At 52.5% G+C, this 15,973-nt stretch carries 15 protein-coding genes; 7 read left to right on the forward strand and 8 right to left on the reverse strand.

Features of this window, described 5'->3' with window-relative positions; all coding sequences use genetic code 11:
- Positions 1-26: 26 nt before the first annotated feature.
- Genes E3E32_RS00940 through E3E32_RS00950 form a run of 3 tightly spaced genes read left to right on the forward strand, consistent with a single transcriptional unit; the run spans position 27 to position 4,230 of the window.
- Positions 27-1,154 carry a tyrosine--tRNA ligase gene (locus E3E32_RS00940; protein WP_167730858.1) on the forward strand — a complete coding sequence of 376 codons (1,128 nt, stop codon included), beginning with the start codon at positions 27-29 and terminating at the stop codon, positions 1,152-1,154.
- A gap of 25 nt (positions 1,155-1,179) precedes the next feature.
- Entirely contained in the window at positions 1,180-1,641 is a 462-nt protein-coding gene (locus tag E3E32_RS00945; protein WP_167729805.1) for an Lrp/AsnC family transcriptional regulator, read from the forward strand.
- 48 nt (positions 1,642-1,689) lie between these two features.
- Complete coding sequence (locus tag E3E32_RS00950) at positions 1,690-4,230, forward strand: DEAD/DEAH box helicase (protein ID WP_167730859.1); 2,541 nt, start codon at positions 1,690-1,692, stop codon at positions 4,228-4,230.
- 77 nt (positions 4,231-4,307) lie between these two features.
- Here the strand turns inward: E3E32_RS00950 and E3E32_RS00955 are convergent, their stop codons facing one another.
- A complete protein-coding gene (locus E3E32_RS00955) occupies positions 4,308-5,099 on the reverse strand; it encodes a DUF63 family protein (protein WP_167730860.1) in 792 nt (263 codons plus the stop codon).
- Positions 5,100-5,194: 95 nt separating this feature from the next.
- Between E3E32_RS00955 and E3E32_RS00960 the strand changes: the two genes are divergently transcribed.
- Positions 5,195-5,587: a hypothetical protein gene (locus E3E32_RS00960; protein ID WP_167729806.1), complete on the forward strand. Its 393-nt coding sequence runs from the start codon at positions 5,195-5,197 to the stop codon at positions 5,585-5,587.
- A 60-nt stretch (positions 5,588-5,647) separates the two neighbouring features.
- Positions 5,648-6,283: a hypothetical protein gene (locus tag E3E32_RS00965; protein ID WP_240910534.1), complete on the forward strand. Its 636-nt coding sequence runs from the start codon at positions 5,648-5,650 to the stop codon at positions 6,281-6,283.
- Here E3E32_RS00965 and E3E32_RS00970 read toward each other — a convergent pair.
- Both E3E32_RS00970 and E3E32_RS00975 read right to left on the reverse strand, forming a co-directional pair.
- Entirely contained in the window at positions 6,280-7,041 is a 762-nt protein-coding gene (locus E3E32_RS00970; protein ID WP_167729807.1) for an energy-coupling factor transporter transmembrane protein EcfT, read from the reverse strand. The genes E3E32_RS00965 and E3E32_RS00970 overlap by 4 nt on opposite strands.
- Positions 7,038-7,829 carry an energy-coupling factor ABC transporter ATP-binding protein gene (locus tag E3E32_RS00975; protein WP_167729808.1) on the reverse strand — a complete coding sequence of 264 codons (792 nt, stop codon included), beginning with the start codon at positions 7,827-7,829 and terminating at the stop codon, positions 7,038-7,040. The genes E3E32_RS00970 and E3E32_RS00975 overlap by 4 nt, the downstream gene beginning before the upstream one ends.
- Before the next feature lie 47 nt (positions 7,830-7,876).
- Between E3E32_RS00975 and E3E32_RS00980 the strand changes: the two genes are divergently transcribed.
- Positions 7,877-8,392: a biotin transporter BioY gene (locus E3E32_RS00980; protein WP_167729809.1), complete on the forward strand. Its 516-nt coding sequence runs from the start codon at positions 7,877-7,879 to the stop codon at positions 8,390-8,392.
- 78 nt (positions 8,393-8,470) lie between these two features.
- On the opposite strand, the gene E3E32_RS00985 is transcribed toward E3E32_RS00980, so the two are convergent.
- The 4 genes from E3E32_RS00985 to E3E32_RS01005 all read right to left on the reverse strand — a co-directional run bounded on the left by E3E32_RS00985 (position 8,471) and on the right by E3E32_RS01005 (position 12,842).
- The gene (locus tag E3E32_RS00985; protein ID WP_240910535.1) at positions 8,471-9,430 is read right to left on the reverse strand and encodes a pyrolysin; all 960 of its coding nucleotides are present in this window, start codon (positions 9,428-9,430) and stop codon (positions 8,471-8,473) included.
- Positions 9,431-9,560: 130 nt separating this feature from the next.
- On the reverse strand, positions 9,561-10,151 hold the full coding sequence (locus E3E32_RS00990) for a molybdenum cofactor guanylyltransferase (protein ID WP_167729810.1): 591 nt from the start codon (positions 10,149-10,151) through the stop codon (positions 9,561-9,563).
- 266 nt (positions 10,152-10,417) lie between these two features.
- The gene (locus E3E32_RS01000; protein WP_167729811.1) at positions 10,418-10,906 is read right to left on the reverse strand and encodes a hypothetical protein; all 489 of its coding nucleotides are present in this window, start codon (positions 10,904-10,906) and stop codon (positions 10,418-10,420) included.
- A 34-nt stretch (positions 10,907-10,940) separates the two neighbouring features.
- Positions 10,941-12,842, reverse strand: a complete 1,902-nt coding sequence (locus E3E32_RS01005; RefSeq protein ID WP_167730862.1) for a S9 family peptidase — start codon at positions 12,840-12,842, stop codon at positions 10,941-10,943.
- 127 nt (positions 12,843-12,969) lie between these two features.
- Here E3E32_RS01005 and E3E32_RS01010 point away from each other — a divergent pair, with 127 nt between their 5' ends.
- The gene (locus tag E3E32_RS01010; protein WP_167729812.1) at positions 12,970-15,402 is read left to right on the forward strand and encodes a tRNA(Met) cytidine acetyltransferase TmcA; all 2,433 of its coding nucleotides are present in this window, start codon (positions 12,970-12,972) and stop codon (positions 15,400-15,402) included.
- Positions 15,403-15,455: 53 nt separating this feature from the next.
- Here E3E32_RS01010 and E3E32_RS01015 read toward each other — a convergent pair whose 3' ends face one another.
- Positions 15,456-15,884 (reverse strand): hypothetical protein, encoded by a 429-nt coding sequence (locus E3E32_RS01015; protein WP_167729813.1) that lies wholly within the window; start codon positions 15,882-15,884, stop codon positions 15,456-15,458.
- Positions 15,885-15,973 lie beyond the last annotated feature (89 nt).

Below are 15,973 nucleotides of genomic sequence, written 5' to 3' on the forward strand. Positions count from 1 at the left end.
GGATATTCTGGCTTTAGGTGGTGAGCATGGACATAGGGAGGAAGATAGAGCTGATAACCAAGAAGCCCACGGAGGAGCTACTGACCGTTGAGAACCTGAGACATCTTTTGGAGATAGGTGCCCCGATGCAGCACTACATCGGCTTTGAAATAAGCGGTTACATTCACCTGGGAACTGGTTTGATGGCCGGTGCCAAGATAGCAGATCTTCAGAAAGCGGGAATAAAGACGAGGATTTTCCTTGCCGACTGGCACAGCTGGATAAACGACAAGCTCGGCGGCGATTTGGAGATCATCCAGAAAGTCGCTCTGACGTACTTCAAGGAGGGTATGAAGCAGAGTATAAAGGTCATGGGCGGCGACCCTGATAAGGTCGAATTCGTGCTAGCGAGTGAAATCCTTGAGAAGGGCGACTACTGGCAGACGGTTATAGACATCTCCAAGAACGTTACCCTAGCGAGAATGATGCGCTCCATAACCATTATGGGCCGCCAGATGGGAGAGGCCATAGACTTTGCCAAGCTCATATACCCCGCTATGCAGGTGGCTGACATCTTCTACCAGGGCGTCACCATAGCACACGCCGGAATGGATCAGAGGAAGGCCCATGTCATAGCTATCGAAGTCGCTCAGAAGCTCAAGTACCATGCGATAGAGCACAACGGCGAGAAACTCAAGCCTGTCGCTTTACACCACCACCTCCTGCTTGGCCTTCAGGAGCCGCCGGTGTGGCCGATAGAGAGCGAGGAGCAGTACAAGGAGCTCAAGACCCAGATGAAGATGAGCAAGAGCAAGCCTTATTCGGCCGTCTTCATCCACGACACTCCCGAGGAGATCAAGCAGAAGCTCAGGAAGGCCTTCTGTCCGGCCAGGGAGGTTAAGTACAACCCCGTTCTTGACTGGGCTGAGTACATCATCTTCCGCGAGGAGCCGACGGAGTTCACAATCCACAGGCCGGCCAAGTTTGGTGGCGACGTTACCTACACGACCTTTGAGGAGCTCAAGAGGGACTTCGCTGAAGGAAAGCTTCATCCGCTCGACCTCAAGAACGCAGTGGCTGAGTACCTAATTGAGCTGCTCAAGCCGGTCAGGGACTACTTCGAAAAGCATCCAGAGCCTCTCGAGCTCATGAGGGAGATAAAGATTACCCGCTGACTCCCTTTTTCTTTTGGTGAGCGACATGCCGGGGATAGACGAAAAGGATAAAGAAATTCTCAGAATCCTGAGGAGGGAGGGTAGGATAACCCTCACAGAGCTCGGGAGAAGGGTTAAACTATCCCCGGCGAGCGTGAAGAACCGGGTGGAGAAGTTGGAAAAGCTCGGCGCTATTAAGGGTTATTCTGCCATAATTGACCCTGCTTTCCTCGATGAGTTCGTTCAGGTCCTTTTTGAACTCAAACTTTCGATAGACGACAAGAACGTTGATGTGATCCTCAGGAGAATAGCAAAGCTTGAGAACGTCCAAGCCCTATACCGTAGGAGCGGCGAGAAGCAGATACTCATAAGGGCGAGCTTTCACGATACCGATGAGGTTAAGGAGTTCGCCGGAATGCTGAAAAAGCACTTTGGGAAGAACCTTGAACGGGTGGAGGTAACACTCATAATCGACACCTTCAAGGAGTGCTGGGTGGCCAATGAGTAGGTAAGACGCTGAGGCGTGATGAGTGGACGGCTGGCCGGGGCGATAGCTATGCTCTTTGTCATCAGACCAGGAAGAAAGAAGAACGAGCTCGAAGCTTTTTTCATCGAGAACGAGCCCGAGAAGCTCTCAGCAATGAGGAACCTCAAGGCTGACAGGATTTACCGCTTCATCATGCGCGACGACAGGCTCTTCAAAGTTCTGGAGGGAAGCCAGTACAGAAACCCAAAGGAGATCGAGAAGGCTCTCCGGCAGGCCAGAATCGTCTTGGTAAACGCCGAAAAGTGGGAGGATTACTTCAAAAGGCGGCTTCAGAACAAGAGGGTTGAGAAGGCCGAACTCTGTCGCCTCTGCCTCTTCGAGGGTAAAATCACCGTCTTGACCGAAGGAAACAGGATAAAATACCACAACGAGTACATCTGTGAGCGCTGCGCCAAGGACGAGCTAAAGAGGGAGCTCCGTTTCAGGTTCAAGAGCGTGGCCATGTTTGACCAGGCGAAAAAGCTTCTCGAACGCTTTAAGGATCTTGACAAGGTTCTCTACGCCTTTGACCCCCGCTTCGACCCAACGAGGCATCCGGAGGTTACCAAATGGGATGAGCTCAAAGCCAAGCACGTAAGGGTTGAGAGGCTCAAGGTGGACGAGCTGAATCTCCCCGAGAAGTTTAAATCCGTTCTCAAGTCAGAGGGCGTTAGCGAACTCCTTCCCGTTCAGAGCCTGGCTATAAAGCGCGGGCTCTTAGAGGGAGAGAGCTTACTCGTGGTCTCTGCAACTGCCAGCGGCAAGACGCTCATAGGTGAGTTGGCGGGCGTTCCGAAGGCGATGGAAGGTAGAAAGATGCTCTTCCTCGTCCCTCTTGTCGCCTTAGCCAATCAGAAGTATGAAGATTTTAAGAGGCGCTACTCCAAGCTCGGCCTCCGCGTGGCGATAAGGGTCGGCATGAGCAGGATAAAGACGAAGGATGAGTTAGTCGTCGTAGATACTGGCATAGATGCTGACATCATAGTGGGAACCTATGAGGGTATCGACTACTTGCTGAGGGCAGGCAGAAAAATCGGCAACGTCGGGACTATCGTGATAGACGAGATCCACATGCTCGACGACGAGGAGCGCGGACCGAGGCTTGATGGCCTAATAGCCCGCTTGAGGAAGCTCTATCCTAATGCTCAGTTCATAGGCCTGAGTGCCACCATAGGTAATCCTGAGGAGCTTTCCAAAGAGCTCGGGCTTAAGCTCGTCCTCTACGACGAAAGGCCCGTCGATTTGGAAAGGCACATAATCATTGTCAGAAACGAGAGCGAGAAGTGGAGGCATATAGCGAATCTCTGCCGTGCTGAGGCGAGTAGAAAGTCGCGGCAGGGCTACAAGGGTCAGAGCATAGTCTTCACGTTCTCGCGCAAGAGGACGCACGAGCTTGCCGCTTACCTTACGAGTAAGGGGCTCAAGGCGAAGCCCTACCACTCCGGCTTACCTTACAGACAGAGAAAGCTCACCGAGATGGAGTTTCAGGCTCAGATACTCGACGTTGTAGTTACCACAGCCGCCCTTGGGGCAGGCGTCGACTTCCCGGCTTCGCAGGTCATCTTCGAGAGTCTCGCCATGGGCAACAAGTGGCTGAGAGTAAGGGAGTTCCACCAGATGCTCGGCCGCGCTGGAAGGCCGCTCTATCACGAAAAGGGCAAGGTTTACCTAATCGTGGAGCCGGGAAGGAAGTACTCGGCTCAGATGGAAAACTCCGAGGACGAGATTGCGTTCAAGCTGCTTACCGCTCCAATTGAGCCCGTCATCGTTGAGTGGAGCGACGAGCTCGAACAGGACAACGTTCTCGCCCACGCCTGCGTCTTCAATCGTCTTGACGTCATCGAGGACGTGCAAAGTAAATGCCTCGGCGCCAACCAGAGCGTCGAGAAGGTTCTAGAGAAACTGGAGGAGTACGACTTCATCCGCCTTAAGGGCTCCCTCGTCGATGTCACCCCCTACGGAAGGGCCGTGAGCATGAGCTTCCTCCTGCCTAAGGAGGCAACCTTCATAAGGGGCAACCTCGGAAAGAAGCCCGCCCAGTGGATAGCCCTCAAGCTACTCCCCTTCGAGAACCTGTATTTGAGCGGAACGCTCCAGAGAGAGCTTGAAGGAGCGGTCCGCGGAAGGCTGAGCGCCAACGTCTTCTCGCCGAGCTTTGCGTCGATTCTGGAAGAGCTTGATAAGGTCATCCCCGAGCTCAGCCCCAACGCGGCGGAGAGGCTGTTCACGATCTATCAGGAGTTCTTCATGTGCCCCGAGGACGACTGCACCGACTACGCGATGGAGCGCGTTAGCAACCTGATAATCGAGCTGAGGAGGAACGGTAAGCACCCAACCCAGATAGCAGAGCACTTCAGGAAGGTCTACGGTCTCGTAGTTTATCCTGGCGACGTCTTCACGTGGCTCGACGGAATAGTCAGAAAGCTTGAAGCCATCGAGAGGATAGCAAGGATTTTCAGAGTGAGGAGCACAGAGAACGAGGCAAAGCTTCTCAGGAGGGAGATTGAGGAGGGGAGAGCTTTAGATAGACGATCTCAAACGGGAACACGGGAGCGCGGTTATCGCCAGTGACTGCCCTTAAGGATAACCGTTCTCCTTTGGATTTTGACTTCAGCTTTCTGCAAAGATAAAACCGGGAGATCCAGAGCTCAGCCTATCTGCAACACCAGCTGGGCTGGATCTCTTATTGCCGGGCCGAGGCCGAGGATGTAGATGGCCAAGTACCAGAAGTAGCGCTCTTCCTCATCTGGAACGAGGTATTTAAGGCCGTAGTAGACGATGACTAGGATGAAGGTTATCCAGGGGTAGTAGAAGTAGGCCCCCAAGTGGGTGACTAGGATATTCTCCAGCCAGTGGACTTCCCTGTATCCGTAAAAGTGAATCGCCACCACCGTTGAGGCTATGTCGAAGTAGTGGGCAAGAACAGGGTAGAGGTAGAGCCTCTCGAAGGGTTTCCAGCGATAGAAGGCAAAAACCGCGAGGAAGCTGACCGCTGTGTGAATTAGGGTCAGCTCATAGGGTTCCCAGCTTTTGACGTTGGTTATAAGCAGATAGTTGGCCCACAGAGCTAGAATGCTCCCCCAGGCGACTGTTATCTTTGGATAGGTTTTCAGCTTGGCATCCGCAACGAGGGCAGGGACTATGAGGACGAAGGCCGTGAAAAATATCCCTGGCGTTAGAATGAGCGGGTTCTTGGGGAGAACGCCCCCATCGACCAGCGCCCTAACGGTTGCTCCGAAGACTACCATGGGCGTGACAGCCAAGAAAAGCCTCTCATCGACCCTGATTTTGAGCGGTTTGATTATATACTTATATGAGTATATGATTCCGAAGCCGAGCAGGAGGGCATAGACGAGGGTGTTGTAGGGGTTGTAGCCGCTCCTCGTGTACATCGGCTCGATGAAGTACTGGTAGATGAAGTTCCACAGCGACTCCAGCATTTTACCCACCGTACTGGAATAACTTCCCGCGCTTAAAGGTCTTTTGGGAAGATTAATAAGTCTCGACAAGGAAAAACAAATCTGGAGGTGGTGACATGCCTTACGGGCATGGATTTATATATGGACTCGGGGCCGTGTCTCTCCTCGGTTTCCTGCTCTCCCTGTTCATAGCAGGGTTCTTTCTGTCGCTCGCGGCCCATCTGGTCGGGATAAAAGAGGCCTCAACGCTTAAGGCGATGCTGGCAATAGTTGGCGGCGGAATCGTTGGAGCGATAGCGTACGCCGTGGTTGTAGTGCTGCTTATCTGGATAGCCCCCATGAATGTCCTTCTCGCAGTAGTGGCACTTATCCTGGCCTATGTGTGGGTCATTAAGACGATTTTCAACACCGACTGGATCAGGGCGTTTCTGGCTTGGATTCTGGCGGCGATAATAGAGGTAATGGTGGTGGGAATCCTCGTGCTTCTCGGTCTGGTTGCCCTGGCGTGACCCTCTGACTTTTATTCTTTTCGGAAAGGTATAAATATCCCGAGCGCGCTATATTGTACGATGCCTATGTTTTTCAAACCGGCTGAGGTTCAATCGAGGGAAGTAAAGCCCTTCGAGGAATTTCCCCTATCTTTCAGTGAGGGGAGCCTAGCCGGGATAATCTCAACTGACGAACTCGCCAACACGGTTTTTCTGTACCATCTGGTGGCCAATTCCCTCCCCAGCGGCCCTGTTTACCATGTTGGGCCCGGCAGTTCCTTCTCGATTAAAGTGCTCAAGCGCCTAGTTGAGGACGTTTCCAACCTCTACACCGGCAACGTCTACTCAATGGACGAGCTTCTTCAGGCTTTGAATCTCGTTGAAGACAACTCCCTAGTGGTCGTTTCCCTATTTCCAACGCTCCTTAACAGAACGGCCGAGAATATTGTGGGGCTAAGAAAGACCGTCGATAGAAAGGGTCTGATGCTCGTACTGACACATACGACGATTGAGCTGAACGAACTCGACTTACCCGGCGAGTTCCGCGCGCTCTACACCCTCCCGGAGATATTCGAATCCCTTGCCGTCTTGAGAACAAACTCCTACCGCGGCCACTACAGGCTTAACATGACGGTTCTGAAGGCCCCAGCCGAGTTTGTCTCAAACATTGGCGACCACTCGATACCGATTGATTCCCTCGTCAAACCCCTTCTTTAGCCGTATATCCTCACATGGCCGAGGCCAAGACCGTATCTAACGTAGAGTGCCAGCGCGAAGAGGAGAACGACGACAAAAGTTGCCGCGTAGTCTTTTCCACTCATCTTGATGTCGTAGAGGAACGTTCTCTTCTTACTCGCACCCAGAGCACGGCTCTCAAGGGCTATGCTCAGCTCGTGGGCGGTCTTGAGCGAAGCGACCAGAAGTGGAATCAGGACGACAGTCATTCTCTTCGTCCTGACGATGAAGTTGCCCTTCTCCATTTCCCAGCCGCGTGCCATTTGGGCGTCCATGATGTTCCTCGTGAGGAGGTACAGCGTCGGGATGTAGCGGAGTGCTATTGAAATCGTCAGCCCGAACTCGTAGGGCATGCCGAGCCTGACGAAGCCGAGGATGAGCTCTCTCTGCTGGGTCGTCATGAGCAGGATGAAGGTCAGCAAACCGAAGGTAAGCAGCCTGAAGGCAAATGAGAGCCCGAAGAGGAGTCCCACCAGCCGCGGCTTGTAGATCAGTGGCCAGACTATTATGGTTATGATAACTATAGGCAGGAGAGGTTTCAGGAGACGGAGCTGTTCTTTTATCTCAACTTTTCCCAGCAGGCGGCCGTAGAGGAGGGTAACAAAGAACAGCGGGACGAGAAAGGTGGGATCGTTGAAGAGCATTATAACAGCTATCCCTACTACCGTGCCGATTATCTTAACGCGTGGATCGAGGCGGTGAAGGAAAGAGTCGCGCTCGACGTAGAACGAGTACATCATCGAGAACCACCTGCCAGAGCCTCTATCAGCTCGCTCACGCTTCTCACAAATCCGGCTCCAATCTTTTCGCTGATCCTTAGAAGTTCAGGCTTTTCAAGGCCGTAGTCGTGCAGGTTAAGAGAGAAGAACTCCTCTACTGAACCATCGAAAGCCTTCCTTCCATCATTAAGAAGCATCACTCTTTCGGCAAGCTCAAGAACGAGCTCCATGTCGTGGGTTATGAGCAGAATTCCATGGCCTTCTCCCCTGAGCTTCCTTATCACGTTGACGACGCTCTCCGAGCTTCTCGCGTCCAGACCGGTCGTCGGCTCGTCGAGGATGAGGTACTTCGGCTTCATCGCCAGAACGCAGGCTATAGCTAGGCGCTGCTTCTCACCGCCGCTCAGAGAGTAGGGCGTTCTCTCCTCGTAACCCTCCAGATTAACCGCCCTTAAAGCCCATTTCACACGTTCATCTACCTCTTCCTCACTCAGCCCGAGGTTCTTTGGTCCAAAGGCGACTTCCTTAAAAACGCTTTCCTCAAAGAACATGTGCTCCGGATTCTGGAAGACGTAGCCTACAACGCGTGAAAGCTCCGCGACCGTGTGCTCCATGGTGTTCATGCCGTCAACGATGACTTCCCCTTTTGTCGGCTTGAGCAGACCGTTCAGGTGTTTGGCCAGGGTTGTTTTTCCGGAGCCGTTGGGACCGACTAGGGCCACTACCTCCTCGCCCATCTTGAAGTCTATGCCCTTCAGTGCTTCCTTTCCGTTCTCGTAGATATGCCAAAGATTTTTAACCTCAATCATCGGGGAATTTTCAAGTTTCGAGTTTAAAAGCTTTTTAAGGTGGTAGCATGAGGGGCAGGGAGGTTGCCTTCGCTGGACTCTTCGCGGCTTTGACGGCCGTGGGTGCCCAAATAAGCATTCCAATCGGTCCTGTACCGATTACGTTACAGGTGCTCTTCGTCCTCCTCAGCGGCCTCGTTCTCGGAGCGAGGCTCGGATTACTGAGCCAGCTGGTCTACGTTGTCATGGGGGCAATTGGTCTCCCGGTGTTTGCCAACTTCAATGGTGGCTTCACGGTCATCTACGGCCCGACTGGCGGCTACATAGTAGCGTTTCCCATAGCGGCCTATCTTGCCGGGCTGTTCACTGAAAGGCTTGGCAGAAGAGGAATGCCCATCGGCTCCATCCTGGGAGTTGGGATTATATACCTCCTTGGCTGGCTGAGGCTCGGCCTGTTCATGGGAGGGGACTTCGAAAAGGCCTTCCTTCTCGGCGTCACTCCATTCCTGCCAGTGGATGCAGTTAAAGCCGCTGTTGCCATTGTGATAGCAGACAGGGTCAGAAAAGCGGTGGAAATAGGGTGAAAAGAAGTCACCAGTCTTCCATTGCTTCTTTTAATATTCCAACTGCCTGCTTCTGGTGCAGTGCGGCCTTCCTTAAGTCTATGAAGATGTAAACTCGGGGAAGTTTGAAACAACGGGACCGTATCTACTTGCGTTCGCATAGTAAGTTGCTGCGGTGTCGTTCTGAGTAATAGCGAGCCCGAGCGTTTCGTTGTCCATTCCTCCGGCCACAGCCTCCCTGTACATCGTGTTGAACTTCTCAAGCGCCCGCTTGTACTGGATGTAGTAGTAGAAGTTGAATGTCATGAAGTCGATCCCTCCAATGACAATAACAGGGGCAACTGGTACGAATTGGGAGTAGCCCAAGTTGTTCATGAGCATTTCCCTGAAGAATGCTTCCCACTCCGGACCTTTCCTTGCGACGCTGTACTCTATGGTTAGTCCGGTCACGAAAACCTTGCCGTTTCCCAGCGAGTAGATCGCTGTGCTCGGTTTGTTATAATCAGGGGTTCCCGAGGGTGCCTGAACTGTAATTATCTCCGCGTTAGCTGGCAGGTTGATGAAGTAGCCGTGGCTCGCGTAGCTGCTCACCAGAGTTGTGCCGTTGGCTATCAGATAATCGTAGCTTGAGTAATCCTGCACTATCTCCGCTCCTCCGGGTAGAGGTGTTGTCCATACCCCTCCGTGCCATCCCCAGTTGGCGGCATGTATCTCGAGGGTTCTTCCGGCTCTCACATACTCCTCGAGCTTGTCCATCTGAGTGCCGAGGTCGTCGTAGAATGCCTGCGGCTGGTCGCTGACAATGATTATCATATCGTAGGTCTCGATTAGCTCTTGGGCAGTTTTGTTCTTCAGCTCTCCCGAGGTCATAACGTCGTAAGGTACCCCCATATCCGTGAGCGTGTTCTCCACTGCAGGTGAATTCCAGGCATCGACGCTTTTCAGGATCAGTACGTTATAATCGCTAATGGGCTTTGCAGAAACCATGCCCGGGCCGAAGGGGCCCATCACACTAAACAGAATAAGCAGCGATATCGCTGCGCTTAAGAGTTTTTTCATAATTATCTCTCCTTTATGGTCCGAACCGAGCAGAAGAACTTTTGGGAACTCCCACCCTACTATATTATAGTCCTTGCTACTATTTAAGAATTTTTACAAAAATTTGGAAAATTTCCAGCAAATCTGAGGCTCAGAGCTTCCTCAGCGTCTCCTCTGCAAAGCGGACGTCGAACTGGTTTCTCACCTTAAAGAAGCTCAACGTAACCTTCGGGTTTCTCTTGGCAAGCTCTTCGATAGAGACGGGCTCATAGTCGAGGAACTCCGTTATTCTACTCAGGCTTTTGTAACCCTCTGCCAATGCTGCTTCTATAGCATCCTTCAGCGCGTCGGATTCATAGACGGCGTGCGTTATCTCCGCAGTCCCGTCGCGCCAGACCGGAATTAAGGCTTCGGGTTCGTTCTCATAGAAGAGACCAGTCAGGTAATTCACCAGGAAGGGCATTATGAGGGGCATGTTGCCCTCGGCGAGAAATATTGACTCCCTGGATGGAAGGGCGTTTAGAAGGGCTTCGAGCTTGTTCCTTCCTTTGACTGGTAGGGGATTTGAGACATGAAGGGAATAGAGCTTCAGCTTGTCTTTCCTCACGATGGTTATTACATCGTCTATGCGCTTGCTCATCAGAAGCCGCCTTTCAGTAAGCTTTACCACAGGCTCGTCGTTTACTGGTATCGTGTAGTTCTCCCAGCGCTTCTCTGGGTAGGCTAGGATGTATGCTCTCATGGGCTCTCATTTCAGTCGGGGCTTTAAAAACCCCACGGCGGTGGACGGCAGGAGATAAAGAACGTCTATCTGGAGTGCTCTCGAGCTCTTTCCCGAAGTCCTCACCGAGAAGGGAGAGCAGTTCGTCCGAGCTGAGCTCCTCGGCCTCGATTTTCGCAAGATACTTGACTATTGCTTTTCTGGCCACCTCACTCCACTTTATCTCGGGGGATTCTTCATTTTCTCGTAAAAGTTTGAGGAACGGAGAGAGTTATGTTGGGTAGGGATTATGTGGGGTTGTACCCTCTTGGAGGCTTTGCGCGAAATTTAGATGGGCGTTTTGGCTTGGTATCCTCCTTAATATCAACAAGATAAAATGCCAAAAGCAATATTACCACCAAATTTTTTAGAATATTGCTAATGCTATGATCTCGGATAATTAAAGATATTGGAAGAGAAAGTATTGAAATGTACAACGATGCTCCAAAAATGATATCCAGTATGTATATAACGCCTGGAATTTTTGAAACGAACATAAATGTAAGAAAGAACGATGCAATGAACAGATAAACGAGCGAACTAAAATCACCTATTTCCTTCAGAGATATCTTCTGACCGGATAATATTGCCCAGGAGATTCTAAAAAATAAACCAGTGAGTACTATAATAAATGCATAGACTCCAGCAAGCTCAGCGTTTTTGACAATGAGTTTTATATTCTTTTTTATCGTCATAAAGTTGAGATAAAAAGTATAGGAGGAAATATCAATTTTCATGTTTAATTGCTTGTTGTGTTGTATATTTTAAAGTTTACTCTCTTTTTAACCACCTCTCCATCCATTCGGCTATAAGCTCCAGCCTCCTGACCCTGTGCTTCGGCTTTCCACCCCTTGAGAGGTCGTGGTTCTCTCCCGGGAATATCGCGAGCTCCACCGTCTTGCCGAGATACCTCAGCGCGGTGAAGAACTGGAGCGCCTCCGGCAGCCAGCAGCGGTAGTCCTCCGTCGAGTGGATTATGAGGAGCGGCGTCTCGACGTTGGGAGCGTACTTCAGCGGGCTCTTCTCCCAGTAGCCGTCGAGGTTATTCCACGGGTCGCCGCCTATCTGGTCCGGGGCGAAGAAGTAGCCGATGTCCGTCGTTCCGAAGAAGCTCACCCAGTTCGAGATGGAGCGCTGAGTAACTGCCGCCTTGAAGCGCTTCGTGTGACCGACTATCCAGTTGGTCATGAAGCCGCCGTAGGAACCGCCGGTGACACCTATCCTCTCGGGGTCGATGAAGTCGAAGCGCTTTATGGCTTTGTCAACGACCTCCATGATGTCCTGATAATCGCGCTCTCCGTAGTGCTCCCTAATGTCCGCGAACTCTTCACCGTAGCCGTCGCTTCCCCTCGGGTTGCTGAAGATCACGACGAAGCCCCTGGTCGTCAAAACGTGGAACTCGTGCATGAAGGAATAGCCGTAAGCCGTCTTCGGCCCGCCGTGGATTTCAAGCACGGCTGGATACTTTTTGCCAGGCTCAAAATCAACGGGCTTCATTATCCATGCGTCTATCTCAACGCCGTCGCTGGCCTTAACTTTGAAGTGCTCGGGCTTCGAGAGCTTGTAGTCCTTAATCCAGCCGTTGAAGTCGGTTAGCTTCTTCTCCTTCCCGTTCCTGAATATGTAGAGCTCCGTTGGAGTTACCGCATCCTGGGCGGTGAAGGCTATGTAATCACCGATGGCGAAACTCTCCACGCTCCTGTCGCCGCCGATAACTCTCTCAATCTTGCCCTCGAGGTTAACCCTGAAGAGGTTCGCCCTTGGGCCATCGGTAGCAACGTAATAGATCCAGCCGTCCTTGAGAACCAGCTCAGCTCTCTGAGCACCGCGAACGTCGCAGTTGAGGGAGTTGTATGCGGCGCGGTCGAGATCCTTTGTGAGCTTCCTCAGTTCTCCTGTCTCGGGATTGTAGTGGTAGATGTGCGTGTTCGTGGCGAAGCCCCTTTCAAGGGTGTTTGCCTTGAGGATGAACGTCCCGTCGTCAAGCGGGATGAAGTCCTGAACGCTCCACTTTCCGGGCGTCAGCTTCCTTGCTTTCCTGCCCTCGAGGACGTAGAGGTCGCTCACCCTCGGGTTCTTCTCCCTGTCCTCCTGGGCGGTGAAGTAGAGCTTCCCTTTGTGGAAGCGTATCGTCCCGACGTCGAGTTCCTTGGGAGTTAGGCGCTTCTTTCTGCCGCTCTCGATATCGAGGAGGTAGACAACGCTCCTCCTCCCGTAGACCCAGCCGACGCCGTTGAACCAGTATGGAATCTCCTTAATAACGTGGACGTCGTCGTTGGGCTTCTTCTCGATATCTATAGGCGTAATAACGGCTATGCTCTTTCCATCCTCGGTAAAGCGGAGATCCTTTATCCCGTACTTGAATTTAGTGAGAAGCCTCGCCTCGCCGCCGTCCGTGGGTATGACATAGAGCTCGGCCTCCTTGCTCTCCTTGTCCCGCTTCGAGGTGAAAGCTATGAGCCTTCCGTCCGGCGAGAAGCGCGGGTTCCCGTCCTTCTTCCCGGAGGTGAAGGGTTTGATCTTCCGCCCGTCATAGAGGTAGAGCCTTGAGAAGTAGTCGTCCTTCTCCACGCTTATCTCCGTGACCTGGAAGACGAGTTTCCTGCCAAAAGCGTCGATGTTGCCGACGAGCTTGAACTTTCCGAGGTCTTTCTCGGTCAAACCTTTCGCCATTAGAACCACCGAATATCTTAGTTCCTTTTCGTATAAAAGCTTAGCGTTTCGATGATTATCGAGAGACTCTCTGAACCTCCTAACCTTTTTAAGCCTCCTACCCTCTCTTCTCTGGGAGGTGACGGCCGTGACCGTCAAGGTCCGCTTTGACAAGGAAGTGAGAGACTACGCCAAGGGCGAGAAGGTGAAGGACTCCGTTCTCAAGCTCACCGAGACGGCCCTTGCTCAAGCTTTGGAGAAGTTCCACCGGAGAATGATCGTCATCGAAGGAGATACCCTGAGGAAGGCCGAGCTGGCCGGAATTCTCGCGGGAGCCTCGGCCAAGGTTCTGAGCGACGTTATAGACGAGCTGAAGAAGAAACGTCTCCGCGATGAAAGCGAGGATAAAATCGAGGTCCTCTATGCCACCGATGCCCTCGGAGAGGAAACCTTCGGAAGGAAGCGCTATGAAGCGTTTAGAAAGCACTTCGACGTTCTGGCCGGTTCTGATGTTAACATTAAAGCCGTAACCTTCAAGCACACCCGGGACATACTCGGAAGAACCTACGACCTCCTCGTTCTTGACCTCAGCTACGACTACTCCCCCAACGACCTCGGAAGAATAATCGAGACGGTCAGGGGAGGCGGCCTAATATTCGTGCTGGCTCACCCATTCGAGAAGTGGAAGAACATGTGGACGGGCTTCCACAAGAGTCTTGTTACCCCCCCGTACACCATCGACGACGTCAAGAAGCGCTTCAACAGGCGTCTAATCAGAAAGTTCACGGAGCACGATGGCATCTACATAATCACCGAGAACGGGAAGGCCAGGAAGAAGCCCAAACGGAACAAGAGCCAGGCCAAGATAAAGGGCAGAAAGGGCATCGATATTCCCGAAGAAACTATCTTCCCGCGCGAGCTCTACGAGATGGCCTTAACTGAAGGTCAAGTTGAAGTCCTGAAGGCTTTCGAAGAGCTCGTTGAGAACGAGGGTATGGTCGTTCTCACCGCCGACAGGGGCAGGGGTAAGAGCGTCTCCGTTGGAATAGCGGCGATAGGCCTTGCCCTGGCACTTAAGAAGCGCACGAGGATAGTAGTCACCGCTCCCGAGCCCGAGAACGTGCAGAGCCTCTTCCGCTTCGCCAAAAGGGCCCTTGAGAAGCTCGGCTTCAAGCCCCACGTCGTTGAGGAGAAGGGTCTGATAAAGGAGCTCTACGCGAGGAAGATAGGCCTGCGCTATTATCCGCCGACCGAGGGCTACAGAAAGAGCGCCGACCTCTACATCCTCGACGAGGCCGCCGGAATCCATGTGCCCATACTCCACAAGTATCTGAACAAGCCGCGCGTTGTGTACTCCTCCACGATTCACGGCTATGAAGGTGCAGGTAGGGGCTTCTCGGTCAAGTTCCTCAAGAAAGCCCGCGAAAAGAGGGAATTCAAGGAGCTCCACATGGACGAGCCGATACGCTACGCCGAGGGCGATCCCATAGAGAAGTGGCTCTTCGACGTTCTGCTCCTTGATGCCGAGCCGGTCGAGCTTACCGACGAGGATTACGAGCTGATAAAGAAGAAAGAGGTTTACTTCGAGGAGCCTGACCTGGACGACTGGTTCGAGAACGACAGGGAAGACCTCAGAAACTTCGTTGGAATCTACATCCTCGCCCACTACCGCAACAGGCCGAGCGATGTAGCTTTACTTGCCGATGCCCCACACCACGAGGCCCGCGTTCTCCGCCTGAAGAACGGAAAGATAGTCACGGCGATACAGATAGCCAAGGAGGGCAACATTCCGAAGAAGGTCATAGATAAGATGGCAAAGGGCTACAAGCCCCGTGGGAACATAATTCCGGACATGATGGTCAAGCACCACTATTTGAAGGAGTTCGCCAAGCTGAAAGGCTACAGGATAGTTAGAATCGCCACCCATCCAGATGCGATGGATATGGGGCTTGGAAGCAAGGCTCTTGAGCTGCTCGAAGAGGAGGCGAGAAAGAAGGGCCTTGACTGGATAGGTTCGGGCTTTGGAGCGAGCGAGGAGCTCGTCCGCTTCTGGGTTAGGAACGGCTTTGCGGTGGTCCACCTCAGCCCTGCCAGAAACCCCGTCAGCGGTGAGTTCACGGCGATAGTCCTTAAGCCCCTCAGTGAGAAGGCCAAGAAGCTCATAAAGAAGGCCAATGACGAGTTCCGCATAAGGCTCACCGAGTGGCTGGGCGACACCCACCGCGACCTCGAACCGGAGATAGCCCGCTGGCTCTTTGAGAGTCCCTTTGGAGAGGCCGTTGACTACCCCATACACCTGACCGAGGTCCAGAGGAAGCGCCTCGACGCCTTCACGGGTAAGGTTCTGACATACGATACTGTCGTTGATGCAGTTAAGCCCATCGTCAAGCTCTACTTCCTCGATGGCTGGATGAAACCCTACCTCGACGAGCGCCAGATAAAGCTCCTCATCTACCGCGTCCTGCAGGCCCACAGCTGGGAAGAGACTGCCAAGCTCATCGACAGAACCGAGACCTTCACCATGATAGAGGTGCGCGACATAATCAGAGGGCTCTGGTACTACTACAAGCGGCTCCTGTGACCGGGCTCTGGTTCTCAGTCTTTTGTTTGTCCTTGGCTATTCCTTGTTCTCTTTCATTCCGCCCCGCCGTTCTGTCTGTTCTCCGATATTCTGCCGACGGCCTTTATCAGGCTGTAATCAAAGACAGAGAGGGGTATGTAGACCACTATGAAGGCCCCCATGAACTGGAGCGTGCCCTCAGGCTGTAAGTTGAAGTGGTTCACTATGAGCGCCGTGAGGAGCGTGTTGAGGAAGACTAGGGAAACGTAGGTCTTGAATATGTGTTTTTTCAGCTTCTCTATCGTTGGCCTTATGAGCTGGGCGGCACTTATACCCGCTACGGCACCGGTTATTCCGTTGTCATCAAAATTGCCGCCCGTGATGGTGTACACTGCAAAGAGTGCCATTAAGGCAGTTGTGATCCCAAGAAGGAGCGTTGTAAGTTTCCATTTAAGCGGAACCTTTCCTAGACTTTCAACTTTCTTCACGACTAAAAGTTTCATCTCTCTCACCCTGATACGCCCCTTTCTAGTGGTGTTTTTTATTCTCATCAGTTTTAAATTTTTCCAGGGAAGAGAATCAACATTTTTAT

This window comes from Thermococcus sp. GR6 (assembly GCF_012027415.1).
Lineage (GTDB): Archaea > Methanobacteriota_B > Thermococci > Thermococcales > Thermococcaceae > Thermococcus > Thermococcus onnurineus.